The following is a 16,877-nucleotide window of genomic DNA, read 5'->3' as shown; positions in this document are numbered from 1 at the left end:
CAGCTTTAACGGACCAACCGGGCGATGCGAGGGAGTTCCTCAGAAAGAGGCCAGATCAACAGCTGGAAAGCCGCCCAACTCAATTTTGAGAGTGACCGCGGATGGGAGAGACGTCAGCCGAAAGCGGTGCTTGCGGCGCTGCATCGCGAGACAGCCGTTCATACGCACCACGAATCACCGCGTGACATTCACAGCTGTGGAGCTTCAGACCGTCCTTGTCCAGCACAGATATCTGTCCACGGCCGTAACGAATCACGCCCGCTCTTTGCAGGCGCATTGCTCCGGCGGTCACACCCTCACGACGCACACCGAGCATGCTGGCAATGCGCTCTTGTGTAATGTTCAGTTCATCGTCACCTTGACGCTCAAGGTGCACCAACAACCAGCGAGCGAGTTGTTGGTCGAGCGAGTGATGGCGGTTGCATGCCGAGGTCTGCGATATTTGTGAGAACAAGGTGCGGGTGTAGTTGAGCAGGTGGTGCATTACTTGCGCTGATCGCTTGGCATGATCTGCGATTGATTGAGCGCTCATGCGGTAGCCGTGCCCGCTGCGCATCACAAGTGACGTGTTCTGAACAGAAAAGGTGCCGCTGGCAGACGTGCCGTCGTTGGAGTTGCTGCTGCCCATGAAAGCATCCACGCCCACCATGCCTTCTGGACCTACCGCTGCCACCTCAACGGTTGAGCCATCCAACATGGTCGAAATCAGCGATACAACGGCCGTCGTCGGAAAATAGACGTGTCTCAGGGCGCCGCCTGATACATGTAGCGTGCTGCCCGCCAGGAGTTCAACCCACTCCAAGTGGGACTCAATGAGACGCCAATCCTCGAAAGGTATGGCAGCGAGCAGTTGGTTTTGCTCATGGTGGGACGAACTGGCCGATGACAAATGCAGGTGATTTTCTTCGATCAATTCATTTTCCCCATATCGCGACGTTGTGATGGTTTTCACCTTCCGTCGCGGCGTCAACCCGGCCCCGGTCCTATCGAAGTTCGGCACCTCGCGTTCGGCCAGCTCAAGTGGTGTCTTATAGCGCACTCGTTCCTCCGACAAACGGCGGTATCGTGGTCGCTGGCTCGGTCGATGTCTGTTGTATACGCTACATAGCGCGCAGTTTCCGGCGAGAGAGGGATCTGCAACGCCGGTTAACGCGGCACCAGAGAAACCCTGTGGGGGGAACTTCTAGGGGGTCGTATTCCGGCCTTTGCCCAGCGTGTTGGCCGCGTGAGCAGGGGGACTCAGAAAGGAATCGAAGCGCCGTCTGACGATGGCATAGCACTCGCAGGACGCCTTTTCCATCCCTGCGCGATCCTTCACCTGCATGTTTCCACGGCGGTAGGCGATCAGTCCCTTGTCCTGCATCGCCTGGGCGGCCAGTGAAACCGTCGTGCGGTTGGCCCCCATGATCTCGGCGAGGAACTGATGGGTATAGGCCATCGCCTCCCCTTCGGCCCGGTCGTCCATCATGAGTAGCCAGCGACACATCCTTTCCTCCACGGTATGCAGCGCGTTGCAGCCGACCGTCTGCTGGATCTGGGACAACAGCGTCTCGGAATAACTAACGAAGAGGTTCTGCACCTTGTTGCTTTTCGAGAACTCCTGCTCAAGCGCTGAGATCGAACATCGAATCATCGGCCCCGCCAGTTGCACCAAGGATCGATTGAAGGAGACACGGCTGTACATGGCCGCGAAGATGCCAAACGCACCCTCACGTCCGATATTGGCGGTCTCGATCGCCGAACCATCTTCCATGACCGTGAGCAATGACAACACGGCCCCTTGCGGGAAGTACGCGTGCTCCAGCCTGCCGCCGGCCTCGCAGACGACGTGCCCGAGTTTCAGGTCGACGGGACTCATCGCACTTGCGAGCCGTTGCCTTACGTCGTCGTCTAGTGCCCCAAGCAGTTGATTTTCTTTGTGTTTCATGGATGGCGGGCCTCACAGGGTGGGTCGGTATGGATGACGGAGCTTCCTTTGTCCAGTGGCCGTCAGTGACGTTGCCGCCCTTCCGTCTGCTGCATGTTGCGATCGCACCGACACGCGCCAATCTCGCATTTGAGGAGGAGCCGCGTCGATCGAAAGCCCGCCGTCGATCATCGTGATCACGATGGTCGACCCTGCATGCGACGCCGTCTGTACGATAGCGTGCGGTGCGAGTCGGGCCGGCGTCGCGCACCTGCCAGCCGTTTCGCGCTGATCAGATCGACAGCAACCGGAATTGCAGTCATCCATTTCCGTAGTTCGTGTGTCAAGCACGTTCCAGCCCTGAAACGGTTCGCTGTAGGTCTTGCCGACGACCACCTCGCCTGGCGGGAAGCTTATGGCCGATGTCCGACATGCCAAAGGAGTGCGCTTGCTGAAGGAAGAACATCTGGGGTAGGCGGATCGAAGCTCAGTGTGTGTGCCACACCTGGTCCTGCGAAGTCTGCAGCACCCCCGATGGCTGACTCTCAAGCCCTCTCACTGCAGGAGCTTGAATGACTGCAGTGTGGCAACGACCAAGTGCTCATCGCTGCATCTCCATCGTCTGCAATCGCTGCTCGACCGTCGTTCACTTTCGCAGGTGACAGCAATGTGCCCATTCCAGTCCTCGCTCGCCATTCCTTTTCGAGGATGCAGTGTGCTCTGCGCAGCGGCATAAAGGAGGAGCAAAGGGCAAGGCCCATGGCGGGGGACAGCCGCGGAGCAGAGCACACTGCGTCCGCGAGCCGCGCGAAGCTTATTCGCCGAATTCGCGGCCGAGTTCTTCGGCTCGCTTCTGCGCGGCGAACAGCGCTTCCTCAAACTTGACCTTCACGCCCGCCGCTTCCATCGAGGTAAGCGCCGCATAGGTGGTGCCGCCCTTGGAAGTGACACGCTCCCGCAGTGTCTGTGGCGGATCGTCCGAACGCTGCGCCAGTGTGGAGGCCCCAATGAACGTTCCCACCGCGAGCTGATAGGCCACCTCGGGTGGCAGGCCCATGCGGGCACCTGCGTCGCGCATGGCTTCCAGAAAATAGAACACGTAGGCCGGGCCTGAACCTGAGATCGCGGTCACTGCGTCCAGCTGTTCCTCCGACGCTACCCACACCAGCTCACCCGTGGTCTTCACCACGGTCTCGACCAGCACGCGGTCGGCATCGCTGGCACCCGCACGGGCAAACAGCCCGGTCATGCCCAGCCCCACCAAGGCAGGGGTGTTGGGCATCGCCCGCACGATGCGCTGCGTCTGCAACCAACCAGCCATGCTCTCGCTGGTGATGCCGGCCGCCACGCTCAAATGCAGCGCGCCGGCCAGGTGCGGCTGGCTGCTGGTGGCCGCTTCCTTGAAAGTCTGCGGCTTGACCGCCCAGACCACCAGGTCGGAGGGCCGAAGCGCCGGGCCAGCAGCGGGCAGAACGGCGACGCCAGGAAACTGCTGACCCAGCTTGACGCGCTGTTCGTCCCAGGGCTCGACAATCTGAATGGCGCTGGCCGGATGACCCTGACGCAGCAAGCCGCCCACAATGGCGCTGGCCATGTTGCCGCCGCCGATGAAAGTGATGGTGGGATGGGTAGGAGTGTTCATTCCGCCATTGTCGCCCGAGGCAAGTCAAATCCAAGCAGCGAACCAAGCGCGGCTCCGGAGCGAAGTTCACCAGTCCAGGGGCACCGAAGATCCGGCTTCGCCGGTCCAAGGTGCCGCCCCCCTTCCAGGGGGGTGACGCGAAGCGGCGCGGGGGGTGTGGCGGCTACGCCGCCACAGTTTGTCTGACCGCATGTTCCCACTGCGCCATCTTCTCGGTTGCGCGTTCGCGCGACAGCGTGGGGTGAAAGGTTCGTTCAGCCTTCCACTGGCTCGACAACTCTTCCAGCCCCGTGTACAGCCCGGTGTGCAGGCCGGCCAGGTAGGCCGCGCCGAGGGCCGTGGTCTCGATCACGGCCGGGCGCACCACGGGGATACCCAGCAGATCGGCCTGGAACTGCATCAGCAGGTCGTTCACGCAGGCACCACCGTCCACGCGCAGCTCGCTCACCGGCACGCCCCCTGCGGCAACCGCATCCCGGCTCATTGCGTCCAGCAGCGCTGCACTCTGAAATGCGATGCTTTCCAGCGCTGCGCGGGCAATGTGGGCCATGGTGGTGCCGCGGGTGAGGCCGGTGATGCTGCCACGCGCCTCGGGCTGCCAGTAGGGCGCACCCAGGCCGGTGAAGGCGGGCACCAGCACCACGCCACCGGCGTCCGGTACGCTCTCGGCCAGGGCCTGGACCTCGCTGCTGGACTCGATTGCGCGCAGGCCGTCGCGCAGCCACTGCACCACCGCACCGCCAATGAACACACTGCCCTCCAGCGCGTACTGTGGCGTGCCAGGCGGCTGCGCGGTGGCGGTGGTGATCAGGCCGTTCTGGCTGGTCTGGAAGCGCTCGCCGGTGTGCATGAGCATGAAGCAGCCCGTGCCGTAGGTGTTCTTGGCCATGCCCGCGTAGAAGCAGGCCTGGCCAAACAATGCGCTCTGCTGGTCACCACCGACGCCGGCAATCTCCAGCGGTGCGCCCAGCCACTCGGCGTCCATCTGCCCGAAGTGCGCGCTCGATGGCAGAGCCTCTGGCATCAGGCTGACCGGCACGTCCAGCGCCGCCATCAACTCGGCGTCCCACTGACGCGTGTGCACGTTGAACAGCATGGTGCGCGAGGCGTTGCTCACATCGGTCACGTGGCGCGCGCCGCCAGTCAATTGCCAGATCAGCCAGCTGTCCACGGTGCCGAAGGCCAGCTCACCGCGCTTGGCCTGTGCGCGGGCGCTGGGCACGTGGTCGAGGATCCACTTCAGCTTGGTGCCTGAGAAATAAGCGTCGATGCGCAGGCCGGTCTTCTGCAGTACGGTGTCCGACAAGCCTTGCTCGCGCAGCGCCGCGCAAGTGGCTTCCGCCCGCCTGTCCTGCCAGACGATGGCGTTGTACACCGGCTCGCCCGTCTTGCGGTTCCACACCAGCGTGGTCTCGCGCTGGTTGGTGATGCCCACGGCGTGGATCTGATCGGCACGCAGCCCGGCCTGTTTCAAGGCTTCGCGGGCCGTGGCCAGCTGCGTTTGCCAGAGATCCAGCGGGTTGTGTTCCACCCAGCCGGGCTGGGGGTAGATCTGCGGGAACTCGCGCTGCGCCATGGTCACGACGCGCCCCTCACGATCGAACACGATGCTGCGGGAGCTGGAGGTGCCCTGGTCCAGGGCCAACAGGTAGGTCATCTCGGCTTTCGGAAAAAAAATAGGCAGGATCAGTGGATGTCAGGGTCGGCGACGCACAGCACACATTCCACATTGCCCAGCGCCATGAGTTCATCGAACGGGGGCGGGGGCGGCTGGTCGGTGAACAGCACATCGATGTCGTCCAGCCGTGCCAGTTCCACCATGGCTGGCCGGTTGAATTTGCTGTGATCGGCCGCCAGCCACACCTCACGCGACTGTTCGACGATGGTGCGTGCCACCTTCACCTCACGGTAGTCGAAATCGCGCAGCGTTCCGTCACCTTCGATGCCGCTGATGCCGATCAGGCCGATGTCGACCTTGAACTGGCGCATGAAATCCACCGTGGCCTCACCCACGATGCCCTGGTCGGCGCTGCGCACCTGGCCGCCGGCGACGATCACTTCGCAATCCGGGTGGGTGCTCATCAGCGATGCAATGTGCAGGTTGTTGGTGATCACGCGCAGGCCCCGATGGTGGCGCAGTTCGTGGGCCACCGCCTCGATGGTGGTGCCGATGTTCATGATCAGCGAGCAGCCGTTGGGTACCCGTCGTGCCACCGCGCGCGCAATGCAGGTTTTGGCCTCTGAGGACATGGCCTGACGCTGCCGGTAAGCAATGTTTTCGGTGGTTGATCCTGGCAGGCGCACGCCGCCGTGGAAGCGCGAGAGCAGACCGGCTTCGGCCAGGCGTTGCACGTCCCGGCGAACCGTTTGCAGGGTCACGCCAAAGCGCTCGGCCAGTGCCTCAATGGTTTGCGGTCCGCTGGTGCGCACCTCGTCGAGCAGTTGCGTGTGGCGCGGATTCAGGTTCATTCGATGGGCAGACAAAGATGGGACAGCTCGAACATAACGGAAAACAAAATCACCCGACTCAGGGTAAATACCGAATAAAAAGGAACATAAACGAACAATAAAATTGGCGAAACGAAACAACACGCCGCTTCCGGATGTGCGTTTTTTCACACTGGGATTCGAATGCAGCTTTCTCTGGAGCAAGTGGGCAAGACCGTGGGGCCTTCTGTCCACCTCTACCCCCAAAGCCTCAAGCTGGTGTCAGGTGCCGTCACGGTGCTGCTGGGTGCCACCCAGGCCGGCAAGACCAGCCTGATGCGCATCATGGCTGGCCTGGACGTGGCCAGCACCGGCCGCGTGGTGGCCGACGGCGTTGACGTGACCAGGGTGCCTGTGCGCCAGCGCAATGTGGCCATGGTCTACCAGCAGTTCGTCAACTACCCCTCCATGACAGTGGCGCAGAACATCGCCTCGCCCATGCGGCTGCGCGGCGACCGCGACGCCGATCGCAAGGTGCGCGAACTGGCCGCGCGTCTGCACATCGAGATGTTCCTCGACCGTCTGCCGGCCGAACTCTCCGGCGGGCAGCAGCAGCGCGTGGCACTGGCGCGTGCGTTGGCCAAGCAGGCACCGCTGATGCTGTTCGACGAACCGCTGGTGAATCTGGACTACAAGCTGCGCGAGGAGCTGCGCGAGGAACTCACACAGTTGTTTTCCACGGGCGACTCCACGGTGGTGTACGCCACCACCGAACCCGGCGAGGCCTTGCTGCTGGGCGGCTACACCGCCGTCATGGACGCCGGCGAACTGCTGCAGTACGGCCCCACCGCCGAGGTGTTTCATGCGCCGCAAAGCATCCGCGTGGCGCGCGCCTTCAGCGATCCGCCCATGAACCTGATGGAAGCCGAAGCGGTGGCAGGTGGCGTTCGGGTGGGCGGCGATGCGGTTTGGCAGATGGCCTTGCCCGCGCACGCGCCGAGCCAGCTCATTCTGGGCGCGCGCGCTGGCACGCTGCGGGTGAACCCGCGCCCCGGCGACGTGCCGTTGCCCGGGCGCGTCGAACTGGCCGAAATCGCCGGGTCCGACACCTTCGTACACGTGCACACCGCGGTCGGCGAACTCGTGGCACAGCTCACCGGCGTGCACGACTGCCCGCTGGGCGACCCGATCACGCTCTACCTGAACCCCGAGAGCCTGTTTGTCTTTGACGCCAAGGGCCCGCTGGTGCGGGCGCCGGCAAGACCTGGAAAGGCCGTCTGATGGCCCGTATCGAACTCGACCTCGCGCACGCCTACAAGGCGAACCCCCAGCAGGACGAAGACTACGCCCTGCTGCCCCTGAAGATGACCTTCGAGGACGGCGGCGCCTACGCCTTGCTAGGTCCTTCAGGCTGCGGCAAGACCACCATGCTCAACATCATGTCGGGCCTGCTGCAACCGTCCCAGGGCACGGTAACGTTCGATGGCCGCGACGCCACCCGACTCAGTCCCCAGCAAAGGAACATTGCGCAGGTGTTCCAGTTCCCGGTGATCTACGACACCATGACCGTGGCGCAGAACCTGGCATTCCCGCTGAAGAACCGCAAGGTGCCAGCGGAAGAAATCAAACAGCGCGTGGGCCGCATCGCAGAAATGCTGGAAATGAGCCATCAGCTCGACATGCGCGCCGCCGGCCTGAGTGCCGACCAGAAACAGAAGATCTCGCTCGGCCGCGGCCTGGTGCGCTCTGACGTGTCGGCGGTGTTGTTCGACGAACCGTTGACCGTGATCGACCCGCACCTGAAGTGGCAACTGCGCCGCAAGCTCAAGCAGATCCACCACGAACTCAAGCTCACGCTCATATACGTGACACACGATCAGGTCGAGGCCCTCACATTTGCTGATGAAGTGGTGGTCATGACACGCGGCCGCGCAGTGCAGGTGGGCCCCGCCGAAGCGCTGTTCGAACGCCCGGCCCACACCTTCGTCGGCCACTTCATCGGATCCCCCGGCATGAACTTCCTGCCCGCCCAACACGAGGCCGGCCAGCTGCAGGTGTTGAACCAGACGCTGGAGGTGTCCCAGCAGCGCAACCTCCCATCGGGCCCGCTCACCCTGGGCATCCGCCCGGAATACCTGGCGCTGTCCGCCGCCGGAGAAGCGGGCACTTTGCCTGCACAGGTGCAGCGAGTGCAAGACATCGGTACCTACCTGATGGTCACCTGCCAGGTCGGCGAACACAGCTTGAAGTCCCGGCTCTCGCCCGAAGCCGCCGCGCCATCGCCCGGCGACACCGTCCACCTGCAGGTGCTGGGCGACCACACCTGCTTCTATCAAAACGAGGCATTGGTTTCATGAGCGCCGCACGGCCGCTCCGAAGGCGCGTAGCCCCGCAGTGTGTAGCACGGAGGGTAGTCCAGTGAGCGCAGTGCAGCACCGCTCCAAACAAGCTCGCGCCGCAGTGCGCGGCACGGAGGCAACCGAATGAGCACAACCACCAAACCCGTCAATCAGAAAGCCTGGTTTCTGGTGCTGCCCGTCATCGTCTGTGTGGCGTTCTCCGCCATCCTGCCGCTGATGACGGTCGTCAACTACTCGGTGCAAGACATCCTCTCGCCCGACCGCCGCATCTTCGTGGGCACCGAGTGGTTCACCGCCGTGATGCGCGACCAGGACCTGCACCAGGCCCTGTGGCGCCAGATCCAGTTCTCGCTCGCGGTGCTGCTGGTGGAAATTCCGCTGGGCATTGCGCTCGCACTGTCCATGCCCGCCCAGGGCTGGAAATCGTCGGCGGTGCTGGTGCTGGTGGCGCTGTCGCTGCTGATCCCGTGGAACGTGGTGGGCACCATCTGGCAGATCTTTGGCCGCACCGACATTGGTCTGCTCGGCTACTACCTCAAGCAGGCCGGCTTCAACTACAGCTACACCGGCAACGCCTCACATGCGTGGTGGACGGTGCTGGCCATGGATGTGTGGCACTGGACCCCTCTGGTGGCCCTGCTGGCATTCGCCGGCCTGCGCAGCATTCCTGATGCTTATTACCAGGCCGCCAGCATCGACGGCGCCAGCAAGTGGGCGGTGTTCCGTTACATCCAGTTGCCCAAGATGCGCGGCGTGCTCATGATCGCGGTGCTGCTGCGCTTCATGGACAGCTTCATGATCTACACCGAGCCCTTCGTGCTCACCGGCGGCGGCCCCGGCAACGCCACCACCTTCCTCTCGCAGTACCTCACCACCAAGGCCGTCGGCCAGTTCGACGTGGGCCCGGCTGCTGCGTTCTCCCTCATCTATTTCTTCATCATCCTGCTGTTCTGCTTCGTGCTCTACAACTGGATGCAAAGCCTGGGAACGACCCAGAAGGAGCACGCGCATGACTGATCTGCACGCCATCCGGAGGGGGGTCGACCATGGTTGAGCGCCGGTTCAAGAAACGCACCCTGTTTCTCTTCGCCTACCTGATCTTCGCCCTGTTGCCCATCTACTGGATGGTCAACATGAGCTTCAAGACCAACCAGGAGATCCTGTCTTCGTTCACGCTCTGGCCGGCCGAGTTCACCTGGGCCAACTACCAGACCATCTTCACCGACCCCTCTTGGTACTCGGGCTACATCAACAGCCTGATCTATGTGGGGATCAACACCGTGATCTCACTCACCGTGGCCCTGCCAGCCGCCTACGCATTTTCTCGCTACCGCTTCCTGGGTGACAAGCACGTCTTTTTCTGGTTGCTCACCAACCGCATGACACCGCCTGCGGTGTTTCTGCTGCCGTTCTTCCAGCTCTACACAACGCTGGGTCTGATGGACACGCACATCGCCGTGGCCATGGCCCACCTGCTGTTCAACGTGCCATTGGCGGTGTGGATTCTGGAGGGCTTCATGAGCGGCATACCGCGCGAGATCGACGAGACCGCGTATGTCGACGGCTACAGCTTTCCCCGCTTCTTCTTCACCATCTTCTTGCCCCTGATCAAGGCCGGCGTGGGCGTGGCCGCGTTTTTCTGCTTCATGTTCAGTTGGGTCGAGCTGCTGCTGGCGCGCACCCTGACCAGCGTCAACGCCAAACCCATCGTGGCCACCATGACACGAACGGTGAGCGCGAGTGGCATGGACTGGGCCACCCTCGCCGCCGCCGGCGTGCTCACCATCGTCCCGGGCGCCATCGTGATCTGGTTCGTGCGGCACTACATCGCCAAGGGCTTTGCCATGGGCAGGGTATGACCCACCCCCGATGCGCCTTCGGCGCTTCCCCTTCAAGGGGGCGCCACCAGTGGCCCGGCAGAGCCGGTTCCACGGTGGCCCTGGATGGGAGGCACGTCGCTCGTCTGCCTCTGCTTTGGCTGGATTTTTTGGAGAGCTCTGATGTTTGACTGGATGGTGTGGACCACCCCTGTTGCTGTTTTTTTCACCTGCATCGTGCTCATGCTGATCGGCATGACGGTGTGGGAAATCAAGTCGCCCACGATCGAGCGCAAGGGGTTTCTGCCCATGGTCACCACGCGTGGCGACCGGCTCTTCATCGGTCTGCTTGGCTCTGCCTACATCCACCTGGCGTTCGTCGGCATGACCGGCTGGATCGCGCAATGGTTCTCACTGGAGCAGGAACCCAGCATCTGGATCGCTCTGGGTATTGCGGCGGTGTGGATGGTCGTGGTCATGCGCAAGGGCTGAAGCGACCCAAATCCACCCTCTTTCTTTTGCGAATTCGGCCCATTGCTTCCCCGGGGCCGAGCCATTCCGTGTCAACCACCGGGGAAGTGCATTGAATGAGGAGACAACATGAAATTGCGACACACCACCCTGGCGCTGGCAGCAATGCTCGCCCTGGGTTCCCAGGTGGCCTGGGCCGACGAGGCCGCCGCCAAGCGCTGGATCGACAGCGAGTTCCAGCCATCGACTCTCAGCAAGGACCAGCAGGCGGCCGAGATGAAGTGGTTCATCGATACCGCTGCCAAACTCAAGGCCAAGGGCGTGCGGGAGATCTCCGTGGTCTCGGAGACCATCACCACGCACGAATACGAAAGCAAGACGCTGGCCAAAGCGTTTGAAGAAATCACCGGCATCAAGGTCAAGCACGACCTCATCCAGGAAGGCGACGTGGTCGAGAAGCTGCAAACCTCGATGCAGTCGGGCAAATCCATTTACGACGGCTGGATCAGCGACTCCGACCTGATCGGTACGCACTACCGCTACGGCAAGATCATGAACCTGACCGACTACATGGCGGGTAAGGGCAAGGAGTGGACCAACCCGGGCCTGGACATCAAGGACTTCATCGGCACCAGCTTCACCACCGGGCCTGACGGCAAGCTCTACCAGCTGCCCACCCAGCAGTTCGCCAACCTGTACTGGTTCCGAGCCGACCTGTTCGCGCGTCAGGACCTCAAGGACAAGTTCAAGGCCAAGTATGGCTACGACCTTGGTGTGCCGCTGAACTGGAGCGCCTACGAAGACATCGCCGCTTTCTTCAGCGAAGACGTCAAGACCATCGACGGCAAGCCGATCTATGGCCACATGGACTATGGCAAGAAAGACCCCTCGCTGGGCTGGCGCTTCACCGACGCCTGGTTGTCGATGGCCGGCACCGCCGATGTGGGTATTCCCAACGGCAAGCCAGTGGACGAATGGGGCATCCGTGCTTCGGCTGATGGCTGCCACCCCCAGGGCGCCTCGGTGTCGCGAGGTGGTGCCACCAACTCGCCGGCTGCCGTGTACGCACTGACCAAGTACATCGACTGGATGAAGAAGTACGCGCCCAAGGAAGCCACCGGCATGACCTTCGGTGAGGCAGGTCCGGTGCCCGCACAGGGCCAGATCGCCCAGCAGATCTTCTGGTACACCGCCTTCACCGCCGACATGACCAAGCCCGGCCTTCCGGTGGTCAACGCCGACGGCACGCCCAAGTGGCGCATGGCACCGGGTCCGAACGGCCCGTACTGGAAACAGGGCATGCAGAACGGCTACCAGGACGTGGGTTCGTGGACCTTCTTCGAGAAGCACGACGAAAACAGGACCGCTGCTGCCTGGCTCTACGCCCAATTTGTCACCGCCAAGACCACCTCGCTGAAAAAGACCATCGTCGGTCTGACCCCCATCCGCGAGTCCGACATCCAGTCCAAGGCCATGACGGACATGGCGCCCAAGCTGGGTGGCCTGGTCGAGTTCTACCGCAGCCCGGCGCGAGTGGCCTGGACCCCGACCGGCACCAACGTGCCCGACTACCCGCGTCTGGCGCAGCTCTGGTGGCAGAACGTGGCCGAGGCGGTCACGGGGGAGAAGACGCCGCAGCAGGCCATGGACAACCTGGCCGAGCAGATGGACCAGGTGATGGCCCGCCTCGAGCGCGCCGGCATGGAGCGCTGCGCGCCCAAACTCAATCCCAAGGGCGATCCCAACAAGTACCTCAGCGACAAGGCCGCGCCCTGGAAGAAACTGGCCAACGAGAAGCCCAAAGGAGAGACCATCGCCTACGACCAGTTGCTCAACGCATGGAAGAATGGCAAGGTGCGCTGATCAAGCGCTCATGATCCTGTAGCAACCCGCCCCTCGTGCCCACCAGGCGCGAGGGGTCATATTTCGATTTCATGAAACGCGCAGAACTGTTCGCTTCGCTGTCCCGACAGCCCGTTTATGACCTGGCGGTCGTCGGTGGTGGCGCCACCGGGCTCGGGGTGGCTTTGGACGCAACGCTGCGCGGTTTTTCCGTGATATTGCTGGAGTCGCACGACTTTGCCGGTGGCACCTCTTCCCGCTCAACCAAGCTGTTGCACGGTGGTGTGCGGTACCTGGCTCAGGGCAATCTTTCGCTGGTTCGCGAGGCACTGGCCGAGCGAGCCACTGTTCTGCGCATGGCGCCGCACCTGGCGCAACCACTTCCCTTCGTCATGCCTTCCTACCAATGGTGGCAGACCCCTTTCTACGGCATCGGCCTCAAGCTTTACGACCTCCTCTCTGGCGCTGCCGGACTGGGCCGGACCGAATTTCTGAACGCTGCGCGCACGGTGATCGCTCTGCCAGGCGTCAACGCCCACCGTCTGCGCGGCGGCGTGAAGTATTGGGACGGCCAGTTTGACGACGCCCGCTTCGCCCTTGCCCTCGCACGAACGGCCGAAGCCGCAGGGGCGGTGGTGCTGAACTACGCCAAAGTCACCGCCGTTCGCCAGCAGGCTGAGTCGACCAGCGCCCGTTTCGAGGTCGATGTGTGCGATCACTTTGGCGGCGAAAACCGAACGGTTCTGGCGCAGTGTGTGGTGAACGCCACCGGGGTCTGGGTCGACGAATTGCGCGCAGTCACCCATGGACGGGTGCCGCAAGCCCCGCCCCAGCGCATGGTCAGCCCCAGCCAGGGCGTGCACGTGGTGGTCGACCGCGAGTTTCTGGGTGGTGAAACGGCTCTGCTGGTGCCCAAGACGCCCGATGGCCGTGTGCTGTTTGCCGTGCCCTGGCTGGGCAAGGTGGTGCTGGGTACGACAGATACGCCGCGCCAGGACCTCCCCCGTGAGCCCCGGGCCTTCGAAGAAGAGCTCGACTTCATCCTGTCCGAAGCCAGCCGCGCGCTCAGCCGCCCGGTGCGAAGGCAAGACGTGCGCAGCGTCTGGGTGGGGCTGCGGCCTCTGGTGGCGCCGCCTCAGAATGCCGAGGGTTCCACCAAGACCCTGTCCAGGGAGCACACCATCATCACCGACCCCAATGGGCTCATCACCGTCACGGGTGGCAAATGGACCACCTACCGGGCAATGGCTGAGGATGTGCTGGAGCGTTGTTTCGACGAAGGCTTCCTCACGGCAAGGCCGGGTGGCTTGACGGAGCGTCACGCCATGCTGGGTGCGCCTGGACCAGGTGCTGCGGCGGCTCCCATCTATGCGGTACCAGGTCTGCATCTGTACGGGACAGAGGCCGTCCATGTCAACGAATGTCCGGGTGCCGATACCCAGCTGGGCATGGGGCTCACCGAAGCCATGGTGCGATTCGCTGTGCGCCATGAACATGCCCAGACCGTGGAAGATGTGCTGGCCCGCCGTTGGCGGGTGCTTTACCTGGATGCCGCCGCCGCCGCCGCCATGGCGCCCGGGGTGGCGACCATCCTCCGGGAAGAAGGCTGTCCATCGAGCCAGCTGGAGGAATTCCTGGGGCTTTGCCAGCATCACACAATGTCTACCGAAGCAATTTAACGGCAGCTTGTTGACGCGAACGAAATCCCATGCCATAATTTGCGGCTTCGCTTGAAAAGGCGAGGCTTTCTGCCCACCGAAGCAGGCCGCAGCAGATCTTGTGCAATGCAAGAGGTTGTGGTTGGCAACGACGGGCCCAAGACTGATCACTCCCGGCCGTGGTGGCGGGGAGGATTCAAGTTGGGACTTAAATCAAATGATTCAAACGCAATCTCGACTCGATGTTGCCGACAACACGGGTGCCAAGTCCGTGATGTGCATCAAGGTGCTCGGCGGCTCCAAGCGTCGCTACGCCAGTGTGGGCGACGTCATCAAGGTCACCATCAAAGAAGCCGCTCCACGTGGCCGCGTCAAAAAAGGCGAGGTTTACAGCGCTGTTGTGGTTCGCACCGCCAAGGGCATTCGTCGCCCTGACGGCGCCCTGATCAAATTCGATGGCAACGCTGCGGTGTTGCTGAATGCCAAGCTGGAGCCGATCGGCACCCGCATCTTCGGACCGGTCACGCGCGAGCTGCGCACCGAAAAGTTCATGAAGATCGTTTCGCTGGCTCCCGAGGTTCTCTGAGGAATCATCATGAACAAGATTCGTAGTGGCGATGAAGTCATCGTGATTGCCGGTCGCGACAAAGGCAAGCGCGGCAAGGTGGTGCTCCGTGCCGACGACAGCAAGCTGGTCGTCGAAGGTGTGAACACCGTGAAAAAGCATGCCAAGCCGAACCCCATGAAGGGCATCACCGGCGGCATCATCGAAAAGACCATGCCCATCCACCAGTCCAACGTGGCCATCTTCAATGGCGCCACGGGCAAGGCAGATCGCGTGGGCATCAAGCTCCTGGCCGACGGCAAAAAAGTGCGCGTCTTCAAGTCCAGCGGCGAAGAAATCAAGGTGGCATGAGCATGACACGTTTGCAAGACATCTATCGCGACACCGTTGCGCCGAGCCTGGTCGAAAAGTTCGGCTACAAGTCGATCATGGAAGTGCCTCGCATCACCAAGATCACGCTCAACATGGGTGTGAGCGAGGCGGTTGCCGACAAGAAGGTCATGGACAGCGCTGTTGGCGACCTGTCCAAGATCGCTGGCCAGAAGCCGGTGGTGACCAAGGCGCGCAAGGCCATTGCGGGTTTCAAGATCCGCGAGCAGCAGCCCATTGGTTGCATGGTTACCCTGCGTGGCGCCCGCATGTATGAATTCCTGGACCGTTTCGTTACTGTGGCTCTGCCCCGGGTGCGTGACTTCCGTGGTATTTCGGGCAAGGCATTTGACGGCCGTGGCAACTACAACATCGGCGTCAAAGAGCAGATCATTTTCCCTGAGATCGAGTACGACAAGGTAGATGCCTTGCGCGGCCTCAACATCAGCATCACGACAACCGCCAAGAACGACGCAGAGTGCAAAGCGCTGTTGGCCGGTTTCCGTTTCCCGTTCAAGAACTGAGGTGGCGCGTGGCTAAACAAGCACTTCTCCAACGTGAACTCAAGCGCGAAAAGCTCGCCGCCAAGTTTGCCAAGAAATACACCGAGTTGAAGGCAACCGCCAACGACGCCAAGAAGAGCGATGAAGAGCGCGATGCGGCCCGCCTGGGTCTGCAAAAGCTGCCCCGCAACGCCAACCCGACCCGTCAGCGCAACCGCTGCGAGATCACGGGTCGCCCGCGTGGCACCTTCGCCCAATTCGGCCTGGCCCGTGCCAAGGTTCGTGAAATGGCCTTTGCCGGTGAAATCCCCGGTATCACCAAAGCCAGCTGGTAAGCCCTAGGAGAACCACAAATGAGCATGAGTGATCCTATCGCCGACATGTTGACCCGCATCCGCAACGCGCAAATGGTCGAAAAGACCGTTGTGACGATGCCGGCTTCCAAGGTCAAGGCCGCTATCGCCCAGGTCCTGAAGGACGAAGGCTATATCGATGGCTTCCAGGTCAAGAGCGCCGACGGCAAGAACGAACTTGAGATCGCTCTCAAGTACTACGCCGGTCGTCCCGTCATCGAGCGCATCGAGCGCGTCAGCCGTCCCGGCCTGCGCGTTTACCGCGGTCGCAACGCCATCCCCCAGGTCCAGAACGGTCTGGGTGTGGCCATCGTCACCACGCCCCAGGGTGTGATGACCGATCGCAAGGCGCGCGCTACCGGTGTCGGTGGCGAAGTCCTGTGTTACGTCGCCTGATGCGGGCATTGAGGAGCAACTGAATGTCACGTATTGGAAAACTGCCCGTCACCGTCCCTGCTGGGGTGGAAGTGGCAATCAAGGACGGCCTGGTCAATGTCAAGGGCGCTCTCGGTGCCTTGGCTTTGGCTGAAAACGCCCTGGTCAAGATTGAAAACAACGCCGGCTCGCTGTCGTTCACCCCGGTGAACGACTCTCGCGAAGCCAATGCCATGTCGGGCACCCTGCGTCAGCTGGTGAACAACATGGTCAATGGTGTGAGCAAGGGCTTCGAGAAGAAGCTGTCGCTGCTGGGTGTGGGCTACAAGGCCCAGGCTCAAGGCACCAAGCTCAACCTGACGGTTGGATACTCCCACCCTGTGGTGATGGACATGCCCGCCGGTATCAAGGTGGAAACCCCGACGCCGACCGAAATCCTGATCAAGGGTGCGGATCGCCAGCGCGTGGGCCAGATCGCTTCCGAGGTGCGCGCAGTGCGCCCCCCTGAGCCCTACAAGGGCAAGGGCATTCGCTATGCGGATGAAAAGGTCGTGATCAAGGAAACCAAGAAAAAATAAGGATCAGGATC

Annotated in this window: 18 protein-coding genes; 13 read left to right on the top strand and 5 right to left on the bottom strand. The window is 62.3% G+C overall.

Annotation, left to right across the window (positions count from 1 at the left end; translation table 11 throughout):
- Nucleotides 1-79: 79 nt before the first annotated feature.
- From Q7V46_RS13960 to Q7V46_RS13940, 5 genes are all read right to left on the bottom strand, one after another.
- The gene (locus Q7V46_RS13960) at nt 80-1,039 is read right to left on the bottom strand and encodes a Crp/Fnr family transcriptional regulator (RefSeq protein WP_304914157.1); all 960 of its coding nucleotides are present in this window, start codon (nt 1,037-1,039) and stop codon (nt 80-82) included.
- A gap of 144 nt (nt 1,040-1,183) precedes the next feature.
- On the bottom strand, nt 1,184-1,927 hold the full coding sequence (locus tag Q7V46_RS13955) for a Crp/Fnr family transcriptional regulator (RefSeq protein WP_304914156.1): 744 nt from the start codon (nt 1,925-1,927) through the stop codon (nt 1,184-1,186).
- Nucleotides 1,928-2,720: 793 nt separating this feature from the next.
- Nucleotides 2,721-3,548 (bottom strand): pyrroline-5-carboxylate reductase, encoded by an 828-nt coding sequence (gene proC, locus Q7V46_RS13950; RefSeq protein ID WP_304914155.1) that lies wholly within the window; start codon nt 3,546-3,548, stop codon nt 2,721-2,723.
- Between the two features lie 163 nt (nt 3,549-3,711).
- The gene (glpK, locus tag Q7V46_RS13945; RefSeq protein WP_304914154.1) at nt 3,712-5,205 is read right to left on the bottom strand and encodes a glycerol kinase GlpK; all 1,494 of its coding nucleotides are present in this window, start codon (nt 5,203-5,205) and stop codon (nt 3,712-3,714) included.
- A gap of 29 nt (nt 5,206-5,234) precedes the next feature.
- On the bottom strand, nt 5,235-6,017 hold the full coding sequence (locus Q7V46_RS13940; RefSeq protein ID WP_304914153.1) for a DeoR/GlpR family DNA-binding transcription regulator: 783 nt from the start codon (nt 6,015-6,017) through the stop codon (nt 5,235-5,237).
- A 162-nt stretch (nt 6,018-6,179) separates the two neighbouring features.
- Here Q7V46_RS13940 and Q7V46_RS13935 point away from each other — a divergent pair, with 162 nt between their 5' ends.
- From Q7V46_RS13935 to rplF, 13 genes are all read left to right on the top strand, one after another.
- On the top strand, nt 6,180-7,256 hold the full coding sequence (locus Q7V46_RS13935; RefSeq protein ID WP_304914152.1) for an ABC transporter ATP-binding protein: 1,077 nt from the start codon (nt 6,180-6,182) through the stop codon (nt 7,254-7,256).
- A complete protein-coding gene (locus Q7V46_RS13930; RefSeq protein WP_304914151.1) occupies nt 7,256-8,332 on the top strand; it encodes an ABC transporter ATP-binding protein in 1,077 nt (358 codons plus the stop codon). The genes Q7V46_RS13935 and Q7V46_RS13930 overlap by 1 nt, the downstream gene beginning before the upstream one ends.
- A 126-nt stretch (nt 8,333-8,458) precedes the next feature.
- Complete coding sequence (locus Q7V46_RS13925; RefSeq protein ID WP_304914150.1) at nt 8,459-9,352, top strand: carbohydrate ABC transporter permease; 894 nt, start codon at nt 8,459-8,461, stop codon at nt 9,350-9,352.
- 29 nt (nt 9,353-9,381) lie between these two features.
- Nucleotides 9,382-10,194 (top strand): carbohydrate ABC transporter permease, encoded by an 813-nt coding sequence (locus Q7V46_RS13920; RefSeq protein ID WP_304914149.1) that lies wholly within the window; start codon nt 9,382-9,384, stop codon nt 10,192-10,194.
- A gap of 141 nt (nt 10,195-10,335) precedes the next feature.
- Nucleotides 10,336-10,644: a DUF2160 domain-containing protein gene (locus Q7V46_RS13915; RefSeq protein WP_304914148.1), complete on the top strand. Its 309-nt coding sequence runs from the start codon at nt 10,336-10,338 to the stop codon at nt 10,642-10,644.
- Nucleotides 10,645-10,752: 108 nt separating this feature from the next.
- Nucleotides 10,753-12,486 carry an ABC transporter substrate-binding protein gene (locus tag Q7V46_RS13910; protein WP_304914147.1) on the top strand — a complete coding sequence of 578 codons (1,734 nt, stop codon included), beginning with the start codon at nt 10,753-10,755 and terminating at the stop codon, nt 12,484-12,486.
- Between the two features lie 71 nt (nt 12,487-12,557).
- Entirely contained in the window at nt 12,558-14,144 is a 1,587-nt protein-coding gene (locus Q7V46_RS13905; protein WP_304914146.1) for a glycerol-3-phosphate dehydrogenase/oxidase, read from the top strand.
- Between the two features lie 196 nt (nt 14,145-14,340).
- Nucleotides 14,341-14,709, top strand: coding sequence for a 50S ribosomal protein L14 (gene rplN / locus Q7V46_RS13900; protein ID WP_300861544.1), 369 nt, complete (start codon nt 14,341-14,343; stop codon nt 14,707-14,709).
- A 9-nt stretch (nt 14,710-14,718) separates the two neighbouring features.
- On the top strand, nt 14,719-15,039 hold the full coding sequence (rplX, locus tag Q7V46_RS13895; RefSeq protein WP_304914145.1) for a 50S ribosomal protein L24: 321 nt from the start codon (nt 14,719-14,721) through the stop codon (nt 15,037-15,039).
- Between the two features lie 2 nt (nt 15,040-15,041).
- A complete protein-coding gene (gene rplE, locus Q7V46_RS13890) occupies nt 15,042-15,581 on the top strand; it encodes a 50S ribosomal protein L5 (RefSeq protein ID WP_304914144.1) in 540 nt (179 codons plus the stop codon).
- Nucleotides 15,582-15,589: 8 nt separating this feature from the next.
- Nucleotides 15,590-15,895, top strand: a complete 306-nt coding sequence (gene rpsN / locus Q7V46_RS13885) for a 30S ribosomal protein S14 (protein WP_304914143.1) — start codon at nt 15,590-15,592, stop codon at nt 15,893-15,895.
- An 18-nt stretch (nt 15,896-15,913) separates the two neighbouring features.
- Nucleotides 15,914-16,309, top strand: coding sequence for a 30S ribosomal protein S8 (gene rpsH / locus Q7V46_RS13880; RefSeq protein ID WP_304914142.1), 396 nt, complete (start codon nt 15,914-15,916; stop codon nt 16,307-16,309).
- A 23-nt stretch (nt 16,310-16,332) separates the two neighbouring features.
- On the top strand, nt 16,333-16,866 hold the full coding sequence (gene rplF, locus Q7V46_RS13875; protein WP_304914141.1) for a 50S ribosomal protein L6: 534 nt from the start codon (nt 16,333-16,335) through the stop codon (nt 16,864-16,866).
- The last annotated feature ends 11 nt before the right edge of the window (nt 16,867-16,877 follow it).

Origin of the sequence: Hydrogenophaga sp. (assembly GCF_030651625.1) — a bacterium.
Classification (GTDB): Bacteria; Pseudomonadota; Gammaproteobacteria; order Burkholderiales; family Burkholderiaceae_C; genus Hydrogenophaga.
Note: the sequence above shows the minus strand (reverse complement) of the source record. Positions and strands in the feature narration are given on the sequence as shown.